This window comes from Pseudomonas fragi, assembly GCF_900105835.1.
Taxonomy (GTDB): domain Bacteria; phylum Pseudomonadota; class Gammaproteobacteria; order Pseudomonadales; family Pseudomonadaceae; genus Aquipseudomonas; species Aquipseudomonas fragi.
Genome location: NZ_LT629783.1, coordinates 3,012,758 through 3,027,461, shown reverse-complemented (window position 1 = coordinate 3,027,461; position 14,704 = coordinate 3,012,758). Strand labels below are relative to the sequence as shown.

The 14,704-nt window shown below is 60.0% G+C and carries 15 protein-coding genes; 4 read left to right on the top strand and 11 right to left on the bottom strand.

The annotated features are described in order from the left end of the window. Positions 1-41 precede the first annotated feature (41 nt). Positions 42-1,124 carry a glycine cleavage system aminomethyltransferase GcvT gene (gene gcvT, locus BLU25_RS13765; protein ID WP_016783041.1) on the top strand — a complete coding sequence of 361 codons (1,083 nt, stop codon included), beginning with the start codon at positions 42-44 and terminating at the stop codon, positions 1,122-1,124. 62 nt (positions 1,125-1,186) lie between these two features. Then, a complete protein-coding gene (gene gcvH / locus BLU25_RS13760; RefSeq protein WP_016783042.1) occupies positions 1,187-1,570 on the top strand; it encodes a glycine cleavage system protein GcvH in 384 nt (127 codons plus the stop codon). Between the two features lie 109 nt (positions 1,571-1,679). Here gcvH and BLU25_RS13755 read toward each other — a convergent pair whose 3' ends face one another. From BLU25_RS13755 to BLU25_RS13730, 6 genes are all read right to left on the bottom strand, one after another. Further along, the gene (locus tag BLU25_RS13755) at positions 1,680-2,822 is read right to left on the bottom strand and encodes a DegT/DnrJ/EryC1/StrS family aminotransferase (RefSeq protein WP_083369685.1); all 1,143 of its coding nucleotides are present in this window, start codon (positions 2,820-2,822) and stop codon (positions 1,680-1,682) included. Between the two features lie 291 nt (positions 2,823-3,113). Next, the gene (locus tag BLU25_RS13750; protein WP_016783044.1) at positions 3,114-3,428 is read right to left on the bottom strand and encodes a DUF2388 domain-containing protein; all 315 of its coding nucleotides are present in this window, start codon (positions 3,426-3,428) and stop codon (positions 3,114-3,116) included. A gap of 66 nt (positions 3,429-3,494) precedes the next feature. Next, positions 3,495-3,944: an NfeD family protein gene (locus BLU25_RS13745; RefSeq protein WP_016783045.1), complete on the bottom strand. Its 450-nt coding sequence runs from the start codon at positions 3,942-3,944 to the stop codon at positions 3,495-3,497. A 3-nt stretch (positions 3,945-3,947) separates the two neighbouring features. Continuing rightward, positions 3,948-4,868 carry an SPFH domain-containing protein gene (locus BLU25_RS13740; RefSeq protein ID WP_016783046.1) on the bottom strand — a complete coding sequence of 307 codons (921 nt, stop codon included), beginning with the start codon at positions 4,866-4,868 and terminating at the stop codon, positions 3,948-3,950. A 99-nt stretch (positions 4,869-4,967) separates the two neighbouring features. Next, the gene (tfpB, locus tag BLU25_RS13735) at positions 4,968-6,725 is read right to left on the bottom strand and encodes a type IV pilus assembly ATPase TfpB (RefSeq protein WP_083369684.1); all 1,758 of its coding nucleotides are present in this window, start codon (positions 6,723-6,725) and stop codon (positions 4,968-4,970) included. Positions 6,726-6,830: 105 nt separating this feature from the next. Further along, the gene (locus tag BLU25_RS13730; protein ID WP_016783048.1) at positions 6,831-7,166 is read right to left on the bottom strand and encodes a hypothetical protein; all 336 of its coding nucleotides are present in this window, start codon (positions 7,164-7,166) and stop codon (positions 6,831-6,833) included. A 127-nt stretch (positions 7,167-7,293) separates the two neighbouring features. Here BLU25_RS13730 and BLU25_RS13725 point away from each other — a divergent pair, with 127 nt between their 5' ends. Then, positions 7,294-7,758 carry an Lrp/AsnC family transcriptional regulator gene (locus BLU25_RS13725; RefSeq protein WP_016783049.1) on the top strand — a complete coding sequence of 155 codons (465 nt, stop codon included), beginning with the start codon at positions 7,294-7,296 and terminating at the stop codon, positions 7,756-7,758. Positions 7,759-7,922: 164 nt separating this feature from the next. Here the strand turns inward: BLU25_RS13725 and BLU25_RS13720 are convergent, their stop codons facing one another. From BLU25_RS13720 to BLU25_RS13700, 5 genes are all read right to left on the bottom strand, one after another. Then, a complete protein-coding gene (locus BLU25_RS13720; RefSeq protein WP_016783050.1) occupies positions 7,923-8,846 on the bottom strand; it encodes a hypothetical protein in 924 nt (307 codons plus the stop codon). Positions 8,847-9,088: 242 nt separating this feature from the next. Next, positions 9,089-9,565 (bottom strand): glycine zipper domain-containing protein, encoded by a 477-nt coding sequence (locus tag BLU25_RS13715; protein ID WP_016783051.1) that lies wholly within the window; start codon positions 9,563-9,565, stop codon positions 9,089-9,091. A gap of 326 nt (positions 9,566-9,891) precedes the next feature. Continuing rightward, positions 9,892-12,240, bottom strand: coding sequence for an FdhF/YdeP family oxidoreductase (locus BLU25_RS13710; protein ID WP_016783052.1), 2,349 nt, complete (start codon positions 12,238-12,240; stop codon positions 9,892-9,894). Next, a complete protein-coding gene (fdhD, locus tag BLU25_RS13705; RefSeq protein WP_016783053.1) occupies positions 12,237-13,076 on the bottom strand; it encodes a formate dehydrogenase accessory sulfurtransferase FdhD in 840 nt (279 codons plus the stop codon). The genes BLU25_RS13710 and fdhD overlap by 4 nt, the downstream gene beginning before the upstream one ends. A gap of 94 nt (positions 13,077-13,170) precedes the next feature. Continuing rightward, a complete protein-coding gene (locus BLU25_RS13700; protein WP_016783054.1) occupies positions 13,171-14,058 on the bottom strand; it encodes a LysR family transcriptional regulator in 888 nt (295 codons plus the stop codon). Positions 14,059-14,162: 104 nt separating this feature from the next. Between BLU25_RS13700 and lysM the strand changes: the two genes are divergently transcribed. Further along, positions 14,163-14,603: a peptidoglycan-binding protein LysM gene (gene lysM, locus BLU25_RS13695; RefSeq protein ID WP_016783055.1), complete on the top strand. Its 441-nt coding sequence runs from the start codon at positions 14,163-14,165 to the stop codon at positions 14,601-14,603. Positions 14,604-14,704 lie beyond the last annotated feature (101 nt).

Genomic DNA, 14,704 nt, shown 5'->3' with positions numbered 1-14,704 from the left:
CAGCCTGTCCGCACCTTCGCCAAGCCCGGAAGGAGAAACCCATGGGACAGCGTACGCCTCTGTATGACCTGCATCTCGCCCTGGGCGCGAAAATGGTCGATTTTGGCGGTTGGGATATGCCCTTGCATTACGGCTCGCAGGTTGAGGAACACCATGAGGTGCGTCGCGACTGTGGGGTTTTTGATGTCTCGCATATGACCGTGATCGACATCGCCGGGCTACAGGCCAAGCAATGGCTGCAGCATTTGCTGGCCAATGATGTCGAACGCCTGAACACCCCCGGCCGCGCCTTGTACAGCGCCATGCTCAACGAGCAGGGCGGCGTGGTCGACGACATGATTGTCTACCTGATGCCCGACGGTTACCGGCTAATCGTCAATGCCGCCACCCGCGATCAGGATCTGGCCTGGATGCAGGCGCAGTCCCGCGGCTATGACGTGCAATTGCAGGAGCGCCCGGAGTTGGCCCTGCTGGCCATTCAAGGGCCACAGGCGCGGCATAAAGTCGCCGAGCTGGTGAGCCAGGCCCGTGGCCAGTTGATCCAGCAGCTCAAGCCCTTTGAAGGGCAGAGCTGCGGCGACTGGTTTATTGCCCGCACCGGCTACACCGGCGAAGAAGGCCTTGAAATCGTGCTCCCTGCCGATCAGGCCCCGGCTTTTTTCAACGATCTGGTGGGTGCCGGTATTTCACCTATCGGCCTGGGCGCCCGCGATACCCTGCGTCTGGAAGCCGGCATGAACCTCTACGGGCAGGATATTCACCTGTCTGTTTCCCCTCTTTGCGCCAATATGGCCTGGACCATCGCCTGGGAGCCTGCCTCGCGCAAGTTCGTGGGCCGCGAAGCGCTGGAGGCCGAAATGGCCGGTGGCGTGCAGCTCAAACTGGTGGGTTTGGTGCTTGAAGAACGTGGTGTTTTGCGCGCTCACCAGGTGGTTCGCATCGCCAATGTTGGCGAAGGGGAGATCACCAGTGGTAGTTTCTCTCCTACGCTAAGCAAATCGATCGCTCTGGCGCGAGTTCCGATGGCAACGGCTGACCGTGCCGAGGTCGAAATTCGTGGCAAGTGGTACCCGGTTCGCGTAGTCAAACCGACTTTTGTACGTCTTGGCAAAGCCTTGATCTAACGTTTACTGGCGGGCGTGCACTGAGTGTGCGCCGCTGACATTTCTTCTTGAGGACACTGAATATGAGCCTGATCCCTGCCGAGTTGCGCTTTGCTGAAAGTCACGAGTGGGCACGCCTGGAGGCGGATGGCACGGTTACCGTCGGCATCAGCGATCACGCTCAGGAAGCCTTGGGGGATGTGGTATTCGTTGAACTGGCCGAAGTCGGCAAAGTGTTTGCGGCAGGCGATACCGCAGGCGTTGTGGAGTCGGTAAAAGCCGCGTCTGACATTTACTCGCCGGTATCGGGGGAAGTGATTGCCGTCAACGAAGCCCTGGCTGACAGCCCGGAGTCGCTGAACAGCGAACCGTACGCCAGCTGGATCTTCAAGCTCAAGCCAAGCAACACCGCCGAGCTGGAAAAACTGCTGGACGCTGCGGGCTACAAGGCTGCCATCGGCGAGTAATATCGGCTTGATAATTGTGGGAGCGGGCTTGCTCGCGAGGGTATCACTGCGGTTTGTCTGACAGACCGCGTGAGCCGTATCGCGAGCAAGCCCGCTCCCACATGCCGCCTTATGCGGCGCTCAAGACTGCTTTTACTGCCGCCACCGAACGTTCTACATCGGCCTTGGTCATCGCTGTAAACATCGGCAACGACACGATCAGGCGCCCGACACGTTCGGCCACCTGGAACATCCCTTCCTTAAAGCCCAACGCACGATACAGGCTCAGCAAGTGAATCGGCGGGTAGTGGTAGCCGATGCCTACACCCAGTGCCTGCATTTCCTTCATAAAGGTTGCGCGTGCAGGCTGGCCGTCCTTGCGCTCAGGCAGCACAAGCTGGAACAGGTGCCAGTTGGTGTTGTTGAAGTCCGCCACCGGCAGTTGCGCGCCGTATTCAGCCTCGAAATCCGCCCCGAAGCATTCGAAGTAATGCTTGGCCAGCGCCCGACGATGGGCGGTGATGGTTTCGATATGGGCAAACTGGCCCAGACCAATCGCAGCGGCAATGTCGGTCATATTGAACTTGCCACCCAGCACATCGACATCCAGGCCGTCGAAACCGGTACGGGTCACGCCTTGCAGGCGATATTTCTCGGCCAGTCGTGCTTCTTCTTCGTTGTTCAGTACCAGGCAACCGCCCTCGGATGAGGTGATGTTCTTGTTGGCCTGAAAGCTGAAAGACACGAAATCGCCGCGTGCGCCAATGCGCTCACCTTGCCAGCTGGAACCCAGGGCTTGAGCCGCATCTTCAACCACGCGCAGGTTATGTTTTTTGGCAATCGCGTAGAGCGCGTCCATATCCACCGGCAAGCCCGACAGGTACACCGGAATAATGGCCTTGGTGCGCGGGGTAATGGCTGCTTCGAGCTTGTTCAGATCGATATTGCGGGTTACCGGGTCGATATCGGCAAATACTGGCGTGGCACCGACTTCGATAATCACGTTGGCCGTGGCGACCCACGAAATCGGCGTGGTGATCACTTCATCGCCAGCACCGATACCGGCGATGCGCAGAGCGATTTCCATGGTGCAGGTGCCGGAGTTGAAGGTGCGCACCGGGCGCCCGCCAAAGTACTCGGACAATTGCGCTTCGAATGCCTGAACCTTGGGCCCGCTGGTGATCCAGCCCGAGCGCAACACGTCGCCCACGGCAGCAATGGTGGCTTCATCAATGGTGGGTTTGGAAAACGGCAGGAAAGGCAGCGAGCTCATAGAGGCAGGACGTCCGATGTGAGTGAAATGGGGTAATCGTAGAGCACTAGCATAGCGCTCAAGATCATACCCGCAGGATCGCTCACCTCTGGTGAAAATTCTGTATGGCAGCTGAACCGCAAGGGCCCCGGTGTGTATTGCGTAGCAGCTGCCGAGGGACGAAGGCTGCGTCCGGCTGCGAAGCAGTCGTAAAGTCTGCGATCGCACTGTGTCAGACACACCGTGGGAACAGCTTTTACGACTGCTTCGCAGCCGGACGCAGCCTTCGGCAGCTGCTACAGATGGAGATAATTACTCCGCTGAAGCGTTTTTAGCCAGGATCGCGTTGGCAAGATCCATGTCGCTGACTTTCAGGTTCGGGTTGTCAGCGCGCACTTGCTGCATGGCCGACTCCAGGTACGGGCCACGGATCGAACCGTTGCTGGCTACGAAGCTGCCTGCGTCATCTTGAGCGGCAATGACTTTGCGGTCTTTTTTGAACGTCAGGTAGGTGGACCCGGTAGTGGCACCGGATGACAACACATTGCGCCAGAAGCTGTCGGCCATCGCAGAGCCAACAGGAAGGGACAACAAGGCAATAGCGGCTACAGCATATTTGAGACGCATGGCGGTGACTCCGAATAGATTAGCTATCGGATTGGATTGTATTTAGCCCCCCGGAGTTCCGTAACCTCAAGGCACAATTTCTACGCTCAGCACCGTCCCGTTTTGCTCTGTCACGCGCACGGTGGTCCCCACGGCAGCGTCCGGCCCTACGGCCATCCACACGCTGTCGCCGACCTTGATTTTGCCCCGCCCTTCGACAATTGCCTGTTGCACAATAAACGTGCGGCCGATCAGTTCATGGCCGCGACGGTTGAGGTTTGGCTGGTCGCCACTGTCGACATTGCTGCGCTGGCGCTTCCACCAGAACACCGCTGTAAGAATCGCCAGCACCCCAAACAGCGGTAGTTGCAGGGTCCAGGAGAGTGCGGGGAACAGGAAGGTCAATGCTGCAACGATGATGCCGGCAATACCTGTCCACAGCAGGTAGCCACCGGCACCGAGGACCTCAAGAATCAGCAGTACCGTGCCCAGCGCCAGCCAGTCCCAGTAGTTCAGGTGTTGCAGGAACTCCCACATGCGTCAGGCCTTTTTGCTGTCAAAAGTGGCTTTGACGATTTCGCCGATGCCACCCACTGCGCCGATGACCTGGCTGGCCTCCAGCGGCATGAGGATGACCTTGCTGTTATTGGCAGAAGCCAGCTTACCCAACGCATCGATGTATTTTTGCGCCACAAAATAATTGATCGCCTGCACGTTGCCTGAGGCAATGGCTTCTGACACCACTTGTGTGGCCCGGGCTTCGGCTTCGGCCTGGCGTTCGCGGGCTTCGGATTCGAGGAACGCCGCCTGGCGACCGCCTTCGGCTTCGAGGATCTGCGCCTGTTTTTTGCCTTCGGCGGTCAGGATGGCTGCGGCCCTCAGCCCTTCTGCCTCAAGAATTTGTGCACGCTTGATACGTTCGGCTTTCATTTGCCCGGACATGGCGGCCATCAGGTCGGCTGGCGGGCTGATGTCCTTGATCTCGATACGGGTGATCTTGATGCCCCACGGTGCCGTTGCTTCATCGACCGTGCGCAGCAGTTTTTCGTTGATGCCATCACGCTGGCTAAGCATGGCATCCAGCTCCATGGAGCCCAGCACGGTGCGGATATTGGTTTGCAGCAGGTTGCGAATGGCATGCTCGAGGTTGTTGACCTCATAGGCGGCTTGCGCCGTGTTGACCACCTGGAAGAAACACACGGCATCGATCTGTACCGTGGCGTTGTCGGCGGTAATTACCTCTTGCGGCGGGATATCGAGCACGCTTTCCATCACGTTGATCTTGCGCCCGATGCGGTCCATCACCGGGATGATGATGTTCAGGCCCGGTTTAAGGGTGTTGGTGTATCGCCCGAAGCGCTCCACCGTCCATTGATACCCTTGCGGCACCACCTTGAAGCCCATAAAGAGCACGGCGATAGCCAGGGCGACAAATAACAGGATCACTGTACCCGCTTGCATGATCATTCCTTGTTTTTGAGGTGTAAGAAACAAACGAACGCCGAGTGTAACGATCAAGAAAATTGCCAGGCTGATTAGATTTTAGTCAAAACAATTCAACTACGCGGGGGTAACTCGCAGTGCTTCTTCCAGGGAGGTCGCGGCAGAGGCGACTTTGTGAGCGGCTGCCAGCCTCAGGCTGAGCATGCCTTGAGCGCTTGCCAGCTGACGAATGGCGCTCAGATCAGTCTGCGGGCCAATCAGTGCCTTGAGCTGCTCGCTCAACACCATGATTTCGCACACACCGATGCGCCCGCGGTAGCCGCTAGCCCGGCACTGGGTACAGCCCACGGGGCGGTATACCGTTATGGGGGGTGCATGGGCCCAGCCCGGGGCAAAGCCCGACCATGCGTCCGGGCTTAGCGGCTGCGCGGCCTTGCAGTCAGGGCACAGGGTGCGCACCAGCCGCTGGGCCATCACCCCCAATAAGGTGGCTTTGATCAAATAGGGCGCGACCCCGAGTTCCAGCAGGCGGCTGATGGCGCTGGGGGCGTCGTTGGTGTGCAGGGTCGAGAGCACCAGGTGGCCGGTCAGAGCGGCCTGAATGGCCACTTCAGCGGTCTCCAGATCGCGTATTTCACCGAGCATGATGATGTCCGGGTCCTGGCGCAGCAGTGCCCGCACGCCATTGGCGAATGTCAGGTCGATGCCGGGTTGCACCTGCATCTGGTTAAACGCCGGCTCTATCATCTCGATGGGGTCTTCGAGGGTACACAGGTTGACCTGGGGAGTGGCCAGTTGCTTGAGCGTTGCATACAGGGTGCTGGTCTTGCCTGAGCCGGTGGGGCCGGTGATCAGGACAATGCCATTGGCGCGGGTGGTCATTTGCTGCCAGCGTTGCCTGTCTTCGGGGCTGAGGCCCAGTTGGTCGAAGCTTTTGAGCAGCACCTGCGGGTCAAAAATGCGCAGCACCATTTTTTCGCCAAAGGCGGTGGGCAGGGTGGCGAGTCGCAGCTCCACCTCAGCACCCTGCGGCAGACGGGTTTTTATCCGGCCGTCCTGGGGTTTGCGCTTTTCGGCGACATTCATCCGGCCCAGGCTCTTGAGGCGACTGACCACGGCCACGGCGACCTGTGGCGGGAACTGGTAAACATCATGCAGCACGCCGTCGATGCGAAAACGCACGCAACCCTTTTCACGGCGGGGCTCCAGGTGGATATCGCTGGCGCGCTGCTCAAAGGCGTACTGAAACAGCCAGTCGACGATATTGACGATGTGGGCGTCGTTGGCGTCCGGCTCCCGGTCGCCTGTGCCCAAGGTCAGCAGCTGTTCGAAATTGGCCAGGGGGCTGGTTTTCTGGTCGTTGAGCGCAGCCCCTGTGACCGATTTGGCCAGATGGAAAAACTCCACGCTCAGGCGCTGGATTTCCAGGGGGTTGGCAATGACCCGCCGGATCGGGCGCTTGAGCGACTGACGCAAGTCGGCCTCCCAACTGCTGACCCAGGGCTGGGCACTGGCAATCGTAATGGCTGAGGCATCGGCCGCCACCGCGATGATGCCATGCCGCTGGGCAAAGGCCAGGGACATTGCCCCGGTCACTGTGGCGGCATCCACCTTGAGCGGGTCAAGGCGCAGGTAGGGTTGCCCGGCATGGTTGGCCGTGAGGGTTTCAAGGTCGAGCATCTTGCCGTCCCGGCCGCCATCGCAAAATTGTTGCTGCGCAAGAAATACCAGGGGGTGCAGGGCGGCGGCGGGTGCTTCATGACTGCGCAGCAAGGCCTGCTCGGCGCAACGTTGCGAGATACGGTTTTGCGCCAGCAGCGCGGATAACAGAGTGTCGAGGTCCAGCCAGCGGTCATGGGAGGGGGTGATGCGCATAACAGCTCCTTGAGGCATCGGCGCAGACAGATCCTTGTCCGGCCATGAACCTTTAAAGCCTAGTTGCACTGCGGTGCCCTGCCGGCGGCCAATGGTTGCGAACTATTACCCGCAGGCTTGCATTGCCGGGTCCTTGGCGGCTGGCACGGGTTGCACCTGCAGGTCGATAACGCTGATCAGGTTGCGCAGTTTTTCGCCAATGATCTGGGCACGGTGCCAGCTCTGCTCGTGACTGCGGATTTCAATGCTCAGGGTGTCACCGTCGCGTAGCGCTTGCACTTGCTGGGGGATCAGTTGCTGCAAGGCAAACAGGTTGAGCACCCGGCACAGCACGTCGGCATCGGCTTCGGCCTGGATACGGAAAAGCACCTGGCAAGGCGCGGCATTGCTGGCCCAGACGTCGGGGCGAGGTGAGGGGGTGATGACTTCCAGATGCGGCATGCAAGGGCTCCAGTTCAGGCTGGGGAAATATTTACACGTCGCGCGGGAATTTTTTTATCTAAGATGCTTTGAATTGACGATAAATAGACTTGATCAAGTCTCGAATTATTCATTCAAAGGTATTTCTATGCAAAGCGAGCTGGATGCTTACGACCGCCGCATATTGGCCCTGCTGCAAGAGGACGCTTCGCTGTCCAGTGCGCAGATCGCGGAGAAGGTGGGGCTGTCGCAATCACCCTGCTGGCGGCGGATCCAGCGGATGAAGGACGAAGGCATCATTCGTGGCCAGGTGACGTTGCTCGATCGCAAGAAAATCGGCCTCAACACGCAAATTTTTGCCGAGATCAAACTTAATGCCCACGGTCGCTCAAACTTCACCGAATTTACTGACGCGATCCGTGGTTTTCCCGAAGTGCTGGAGTGTTATGTGCTGATGGGCGCGGTGGATTTTTTACTGCGCATCGTGACAGCCGATATTGAGGCCTATGAGCGGTTTTTCTTTGAAAAGTTGTCGATGGTGCCAGGCATTCAAGAGGTGAACTCGATTGTGGCGTTGTCCGAGATCAAGTCCACCACCTGCCTGCCAGTCTGAAGCCCTGCACGCAAAACGGCCTTCGCAAGGAAGGCCGTCGGTTGGTTTTGCGCACTGTTATCAGTGAACAAACAACGCAATCAGGATAATGATCGGAATTGGAATACCGAGGAAAAACAGCAGAAGTGAGCGCATTTTATTCTCCAGTCAGTGAATAGCCCGAGTTAAACCAGCGGGGTTGTGGTGGTGGGGGTCAGATAGATCACGGCATCGCGGCGACGGCCGCCGAAGGTGGCGCACAGGCTGGCAAAGAAAGCGCCGATCAGCAGGGTGATAAACATCCACAGGGTGGACCAGGCGGCGACCTTGGCGGCCGTGTCAGCAGCTTCCTTGGCCTTGACCTTGGCCTCTTCAACGGCCTGATGGGCCTTGGCGTAAACCTGGTCGACCCGTTGCTCGGCTTCCGGCTGGCTGAGGTTGGTGCGCTGGGCGATGATCTGGGCCAGGTAGGTACGGTCTTCGCTGCTCAATTGGCCGTCATTGGCCAGGCTGTGGGCAAAGATGCGCGCCACGGTGCCATGAGCGGCGTCTTCGCTGACAGCGGTACCGCGTTCATCGCGAAACAGGCTGTCGATAAAGTAGTCCGAACCTTTATCGCCCTGGCTTGCGGCGGCGCTGCCGGCTGCACTGCTGATCGCCGATGCGGCACCTGACGCCACGCTGGCCCCGGCTTGCACGCCGCTGCCGATTACGCTGCTGACCGAGCCTGCAACCAGGGTAGCAGTGACCAGCGTGGCCACGGCCCAGGCGAGAAAACCATGGGCGGTGTCGCGAAAGTAGGCTTCATCGCCATGCAAGTTAGTCCACTTGACCCGCAAGCGACCGGCCAGATAACCACCCATGCCGGAAGCAATGATCTGGGTGATCGCCAGCCAGATAATGGCGGTAATGCCCAGGCCCTTGGCGCCCACGCCTTCATTGGCCCAAGGCGAGACGGCTGAAAATCCAAGCCCCGCGCCCAGCATCAGCAGCAGCAGGGAAAGGACGGCAGCAGTGGCAGCGCCGGCAAAGATCGCGGCCCAGGAAACACCTGATTGGCCAGAGGAATCTTGTAGGGCTGCGGGATAGTGCTCAGTGGTCCCGATCATTGTTGTTGTGCTCCTGAATGGTAGGAAGTGCAGCGTTCATTCAGGTCATTGCAGGGGATGTGCCAACCGTATGCCTGCAGGTAATTCCATACCTTTCAATGGCTTGCAAATGGCTGGTTTTTTCGGTGCATGCAGATTGCATGATCAGGGCCAAAACAGGCGGGCGTAATGCATTGAAACAATTTGCCTGGAGCTGGCGCAGGCCAAAAAAAACGGGAGCCTTGCGGCTCCCGTTTTACGCATCAGTCGTTGTGACGATGCTTGTTTTTGCGATGGCCATACGCGTGGCCACGGCCGCGATGGTCGTCGCGGTAGTAGCGACGGTTATCGCGGTCGCGATAGCGGCGATCGTCGCTGTCGCTTTTATTGCCCATGTAGTTACCCAGCGCGCCACCGGCACCACCGCCAGCGGCCGAGCCTACCAGGGCACCTGTGCTGCCGCCGACACTGCGGCCCAGCACGTTGCCGCCTGCAGCACCCAGCGCGCCGCCAATGGCTGCTTCGCCACGGCTGCGTTTGTCGGCACCTACGGCACTACCTGCCGCACCACCCACACCTGCACCAATCGCAGAACCGGTCGAGCCGCCGAGCTGTTGGCCAACAACGGCGCCAAGAACCCCGCCTAATGCGCCGCCTACACCGGCTTCGGTGGTGCCACCGGCCGAGGCTACGCCACTGACCAGGCCAAGGGACAACAAGAGAATCGAGGTGAGCTTCATAAATGAGCCTCAAAGAGATGACGGCGCGATCCTGAGGCTGCAAGCGGTTGGTGACAATCGAAATCCGACGAGTAACACGAGTTGTACACAATTCTATAAGTTGTTGTTTTTGCTGGGGAACTTAATCGGTTTTTGCCGGTCTGTTAGCTAGTTCGGTGAGGCCGTTTTCGTAGGAAAACGGCCTTTTTTGTGGCCGCAGTTCAGAGGCGGGCTGCTTGAATGTGGGAGCGGGCTTGCCCGCGATTCAGGCACCGCGGGATGACGGTCAAACCGCGGCGATGCCATCGCGGGCAAGCCCGCTCCCACCACAAACGAACAAAAAGTGCTCAGCTGGCCTTGGCCATGATCAACGTCGACGGGCTGGCCGGCTCAAGGCAAATCGCCACAAACTTCGACGTAGGCGTATGGCTGCCATCGCCCGTGCTTTCCAGCGGCACCAGCGGGTTGACCTCCGGGTAGTACGCCGCGGCTTGCCCGGCAGGAATGTCGAAGGCCAGCAAGGTGAAGTTCTTCACCCTGCGCTCATGCTTGTCATCCCAGATCGATACGATATCGACCTTCTGCCCCGGCTTGAAGCCCAGGCGGATGATGTCGGCTTCATTGACGAACAGTACGTCACGCTGGCCCTTGACCCCACGGTAGCGGTCATCGAGACCATAGATGGTGGTGTTGTACTGATCGTGCGAACGCATCGATTGCAGGATCAGGTCCGGCAGTTTTCCGGTGGCGCGGGTACGGGCGTCCACCAGGTCTTGCGGCAGGACGTTGGGGCGGAAGTTGGCACGCCCGGACGGCGTATTCCACACTCGCGCACCGGCCGAGTTGCCCAGATAGAAGCCGCCTGGGTGCTCGATGCGGGTGTTGAAGTCCTTGAAGCCCGGGATGGTGTCGGCAATCAGGTCGCGAATGCGCCGGTAGTCGGCGACCACCCAGTTCCAGTCAATCGGGTGTGCGCCCAATGTGGCCGCCGCAATGCCGGCAATGATCGCGGGCTCCGAGCGCATGTGGTTCGACAGTGGCTGCAACTGGCCATTGGAGGCGTGGACCATGCTGAACGAGTCTTCCACCGTGACCGCCTGGGGGCCTTCGGCCTGGATATCGATGTCGGTACGGCCCAGGCATGGCAGGATCAGGGCTTCTTTGCCGTGCATCAGGTGGCTGCGGTTGAGCTTGGTGCTGATCTGTACGGTCAGCTCGCAATTGCGCAGCGCTTGCGCAGTGCGCGGGCTGTCTGGTGTCGCCTGGGCGAAGTTGCCGCCCAGGCCGATAAATACCTTGGCGCGGCCTTCAAGCATGGCGTGGATGGCTTCAACCACGTTGTGGCCGTTGTCACGGGGCACTTTGAACTGGAAACGGCGCTCAAGCGAATCGAGAAAGGCCACCGGCGGGCGTTCGTTGATGCCCATCGTGCGATCGCCCTGCACGTTGCTGTGGCCGCGTACCGGGCACAAGCCGGCGCCGGGGCGGCCGATATTGCCGCGCAACAGCATCAGGTTGGCGATTTCCTGAATGGTCTGCACCGAATGACGATGCTGGGTGATGCCCATCGCCCAGCACATGATCACGTTTTTACCCTTGAGGTACATGCGCGCGGCGCGTTCGATATCCACCAGGGTCAGGCCCGATTGCTCCACGATGTGATCCCACGAGGTGTCATCGAGGCTGGAGATGTAATCCAGAACGCCCGCCGTGTGTTCATTCAAAAAGGCGTGGTCGAATACCGCCGGCTCGCCTGCGGCCTGGGCATCGCGCTCCCATTGCAGCAAAAATTTGGCCATGCCGCGCAACAGGGCCATGTCGCCGCCCAGTGCCGGGCGCAAGTAGGCCGTGTTGGTCGGGCGGTCGCCGTTGGTGAGCATTTCCAGCGGGTGCTGCGGGTGCTGGAAGCGTTCCAGGCCGCGCTCCTTGAGCGGGTTGACGCACACCACCTGGGCGCCGCGTTTGACTGCTTCGCGCAGCGGTTCGAGCATGCGCGGGTGGTTGGTGCCGGGGTTTTGCCCCAATACGAAAATTGCATCCGCGTGCTCGAAATCATCGAACGTCACGGTGCCTTTACCCACCCCGATGCTTTGTGCCAACGCTACGCCGCTGGCCTCGTGGCACATGTTCGAGCAGTCCGGAAAGTTGTTGGTGCCAAATGCGCGCACAAACAATTGATACAAATACGCCGCTTCGTTGCTGGCCCGGCCCGAGGTGTAGAACTCGGCTTCGTTGGGGCTGGCCAGGTTGAGCAAGTGCCTGGCGATCAAGGCGAACGCCGCATCCCAACTGATGGGGGTGTAGCGGTCGGTTTCCGGGTCGTAGCTCATGGGCTCGGTCAGGCGGCCCTGGTATTCGAGCCAGTAATCGCTTTGCTCCAGCAGCGCGCTGACGCTGTGCTTGGCAAAAAACGCGGCATCGACGCGACGCTTGGTCGCTTCCCAGTTCACCGCCTTGGCGCCGTTTTCGCAGAACTTGACCAGGCCGCTTTCCGGCGAGTCGCCCCAGGCGCAGCCCGGGCAGTCGAAGCCGCCGTTCTGGTTGGTCTTGAGCATCATGCGCAGGTTTTTCAGCGCGTTGTCGCTGGTCAACCAGGCTTGCGCCACACTGATCAGCGCGCCCCAGCCACCGGCCGGGCCTTTGTAGGGCTTGTAGCGGGGAGTCGGGGTTTTATCGGCTTGATGGTGGATGCTCACGGTTGATTCTCCTGCGCGGGGCTGTAGACCCGTGGCGCGCTTTTTTGTGGCAGATGAATAAGGTTGAGGTTGTGCCGCCGCGCCCATTGCAGCGCCAGGCCGGTGGGCGAGGACAGGCTGATCAGGGTCTGGATGCCGGCGCGCAACACTTTTTGAATCAGTTCCAGGCTGCAACGGCTGGTGACGATTGCCGCGCCGCCGGCCAGGTCGATGTTTTGCCGCACCAGCGCGCCGATCAATTTATCCAGGGCGTTGTGCCGGCCGATGTCTTCGCGGCCCAGCAGCAACTGGCCCTGGCCATCCATATAAACGGCAGCGTGTACGGCACCGCAGTGCTGGCCCAGGGGTTGAAAGTCGCTGATACGCTGGCGCAGGCCTTCCAGCCACTGTGCCGGCGGCAAGGGCGCACCGGGCAAAACCTGCAGATCCGGCAAGGCCTGTTCCACCGCTTCCACGCCACACAGACCGCAACCGCTGGTGCCGGCCAGTTGGCGGCGTTGCTGCTTGAGGTTCCAGAACGCCCGGCTGGCGATTTCTACCTGGGCGTATTGCGCAGAGCCTGCACCGGTCAGTTTGAGGTCGTAGATTTCGCTGGGGTCTTGAATGATGCCGCTGCCCAGGCTGAAGCCGACGATAAAGTCTTCAAGGTCGGTCGGGGTGACCAGCATCACGGCCTGGCTGATGCCGTTATAGGCAATCGCCAGGGCGACCTCTTCAGCCAGTGCGGTTTGCGCACCACCGCTGTGGTCCAGGTTGACGTAGTCATAGCTCTGGCTGGCAGCAGGCGCGGACGCAGCAATGGCAGGCGCCGCGCACAGGGGGCGCTTGGCGTTCATAAGGCGATACCGACAATCAATTGAGCCTTAAGCCTAGGCGCGACACCGTGTCGCGTCTAATCGTCAGTGCTGATCTATTGATAGAGGGCGTCGATCATGAAGGGTTTGGCGATTTCGCATAGAACGCAAAACAGGCTTCGGCCAGGGCCGAGCGCGGGGCCTCGCGGCGCATGATCAAGCCCAGGCGGGCCAGGGTGCGGGCATCTTCAATGGGGTGCAGGCGCAGGTGCTCGGTCAGGGCTTCCAGGCCTCCTTCAAGGGGCATGACGGCGCAGCACAAGCCACCGTGGACAGCTTGTAACAGTTGATGAACGGCATCGGTTTGCAGCAGGGGTTGCGGTGTCAGGCCGCGGCTGTGGAAGTTGTGGTCGATGGACTGGCGAAAGTGCATGCCGCTGCTGAGCAGGGCCAGCGGCAGTGCGGTCAACGCCTCCCAGCTCAGGGGCGCTTCGCCAAAGCTGAAATACCGTTGGTCGTAAAGCAGGCCCATGCGGGTTTCTTCCAGGGCAAGGGCGTCGAAACGTTCATGGTCAAGGCGCTCCAGGTAGGAGACGCCCAGGTCCAACTGGTTACTGGCCAATTGTTCGAGGATTTGCCCGGAACTGAGTGCCGACAGTTCAAACCTCAGCTCGGGGTGTTGCTGGTGCAAGTGCTGCAACAAAGGCAGGGGGTCAAAACTGGACAGCGGTACAACTCCCAGGCGCAGGGTGCCGATAAGGTTGCCGCGACAGGCCGCGGCTTCGGCCTGCAAGCCGTCGTAGGCGGCCAGCACGGTGCGGGCCCAGGCCAGCACCCGCTCGCCGGGGGCGGTAAAGCTTTCGAAGCGCTGGCCGCGATTGACCAGTTGCAGGTCCAGTTCCTGCTCCAGGCTGCGCAAGCGCATGGACAGGGTGGGCTGGGTGATATGGCAACGGGCGGCGGCCTGGCCGAAATGCCGGGTTTCATCCAGGGCAATAAGGAATTTCAGCTGTTTGATGTCCATCGTCGCTCCGGGCGCATTTCAGTGCGCGATTCTAACGCGCTTGCTGGTGCCAATGATGGTCTACGCTCTGGGGTCTGGATCTTCCAACCCTAGGAGCGTGATGTATGAGTATTTTCAGCTTTGTGAAAGAAGCCGGCGAGAAACTGATCAACCTGCTGACACCGGGCAACGCCAATGCGGGTGAGGAACTCAAGAAGCATGTGCAGGAAGTGGGCCTGGGCAACCCCAACATCACCGCCACGGTGGACGGTGACAAAGTGACGGTCAGCGGTGAGGTGGCGACCCAGGAAGAGAAAGAAAAAATCATCCTGGCGGCGGGCAATATCGAAGGCGTGGCCAGTGTTGAAGACCAGATTACGGTCACAGGCCCGGCCGTTGTGGCTTCGCGTTTTGTGGTGGTGAAAAAGGGCGACACCCTGAGTGCCATTTCGCTGCAGGTGTACGGCAACGCCAACCAGTACAACAAGATTTTCGAAGCCAACAAGCCGCTGCTCAAGGACCCGAACAAAATCTACCCGGGTCAGACGCTGCGTATTCCTGAGTAACCCGACAGCACCCGGTGGGAGCGGGCTTGCTCGCGATGCAGACGCCGCAGTCATTCAGTTAGACCGCGCCGCTGCCATCGCGAGCAAGCCCGCTCCCACGG

What these genes read in the sequence shown, in the direction of transcription:
- BLU25_RS13720 (WP_016783050.1), bottom strand. Translation starts at nt 8,846, where the DNA reads ATGATCGGGACCACTGAGCACTATCCCGCAGCCCTACAAGATTCCTCT.
- BLU25_RS13725 (WP_016783049.1), top strand. Translation starts at nt 7,294, where the DNA reads ATGCAAAGCGAGCTGGATGCTTACGACCGCCGCATATTGGCCCTGCTG.
- BLU25_RS13750 (WP_016783044.1), bottom strand. Translation starts at nt 3,428, where the DNA reads ATGCGTCTCAAATATGCTGTAGCCGCTATTGCCTTGTTGTCCCTTCCT.
- BLU25_RS13730 (WP_016783048.1), bottom strand. Translation starts at nt 7,166, where the DNA reads ATGCCGCATCTGGAAGTCATCACCCCCTCACCTCGCCCCGACGTCTGG.
- BLU25_RS13755 (WP_083369685.1), bottom strand. Translation starts at nt 2,822, where the DNA reads ATGAGCTCGCTGCCTTTCCTGCCGTTTTCCAAACCCACCATTGATGAA.
- lysM (WP_016783055.1), top strand. Translation starts at nt 14,163, where the DNA reads ATGAGTATTTTCAGCTTTGTGAAAGAAGCCGGCGAGAAACTGATCAAC.
- gcvT (WP_016783041.1), top strand. Translation starts at nt 42, where the DNA reads ATGGGACAGCGTACGCCTCTGTATGACCTGCATCTCGCCCTGGGCGCG.
- fdhD (WP_016783053.1), bottom strand. Translation starts at nt 13,076, where the DNA reads ATGAACGCCAAGCGCCCCCTGTGCGCGGCGCCTGCCATTGCTGCGTCC.
- BLU25_RS13715 (WP_016783051.1), bottom strand. Translation starts at nt 9,565, where the DNA reads ATGAAGCTCACCTCGATTCTCTTGTTGTCCCTTGGCCTGGTCAGTGGC.
- BLU25_RS13740 (WP_016783046.1), bottom strand. Translation starts at nt 4,868, where the DNA reads ATGCAAGCGGGTACAGTGATCCTGTTATTTGTCGCCCTGGCTATCGCC.
- gcvH (WP_016783042.1), top strand. Translation starts at nt 1,187, where the DNA reads ATGAGCCTGATCCCTGCCGAGTTGCGCTTTGCTGAAAGTCACGAGTGG.
- tfpB (WP_083369684.1), bottom strand. Translation starts at nt 6,725, where the DNA reads ATGCGCATCACCCCCTCCCATGACCGCTGGCTGGACCTCGACACTCTG.
- BLU25_RS13700 (WP_016783054.1), bottom strand. Translation starts at nt 14,058, where the DNA reads ATGGACATCAAACAGCTGAAATTCCTTATTGCCCTGGATGAAACCCGG.
- BLU25_RS13745 (WP_016783045.1), bottom strand. Translation starts at nt 3,944, where the DNA reads ATGTGGGAGTTCCTGCAACACCTGAACTACTGGGACTGGCTGGCGCTG.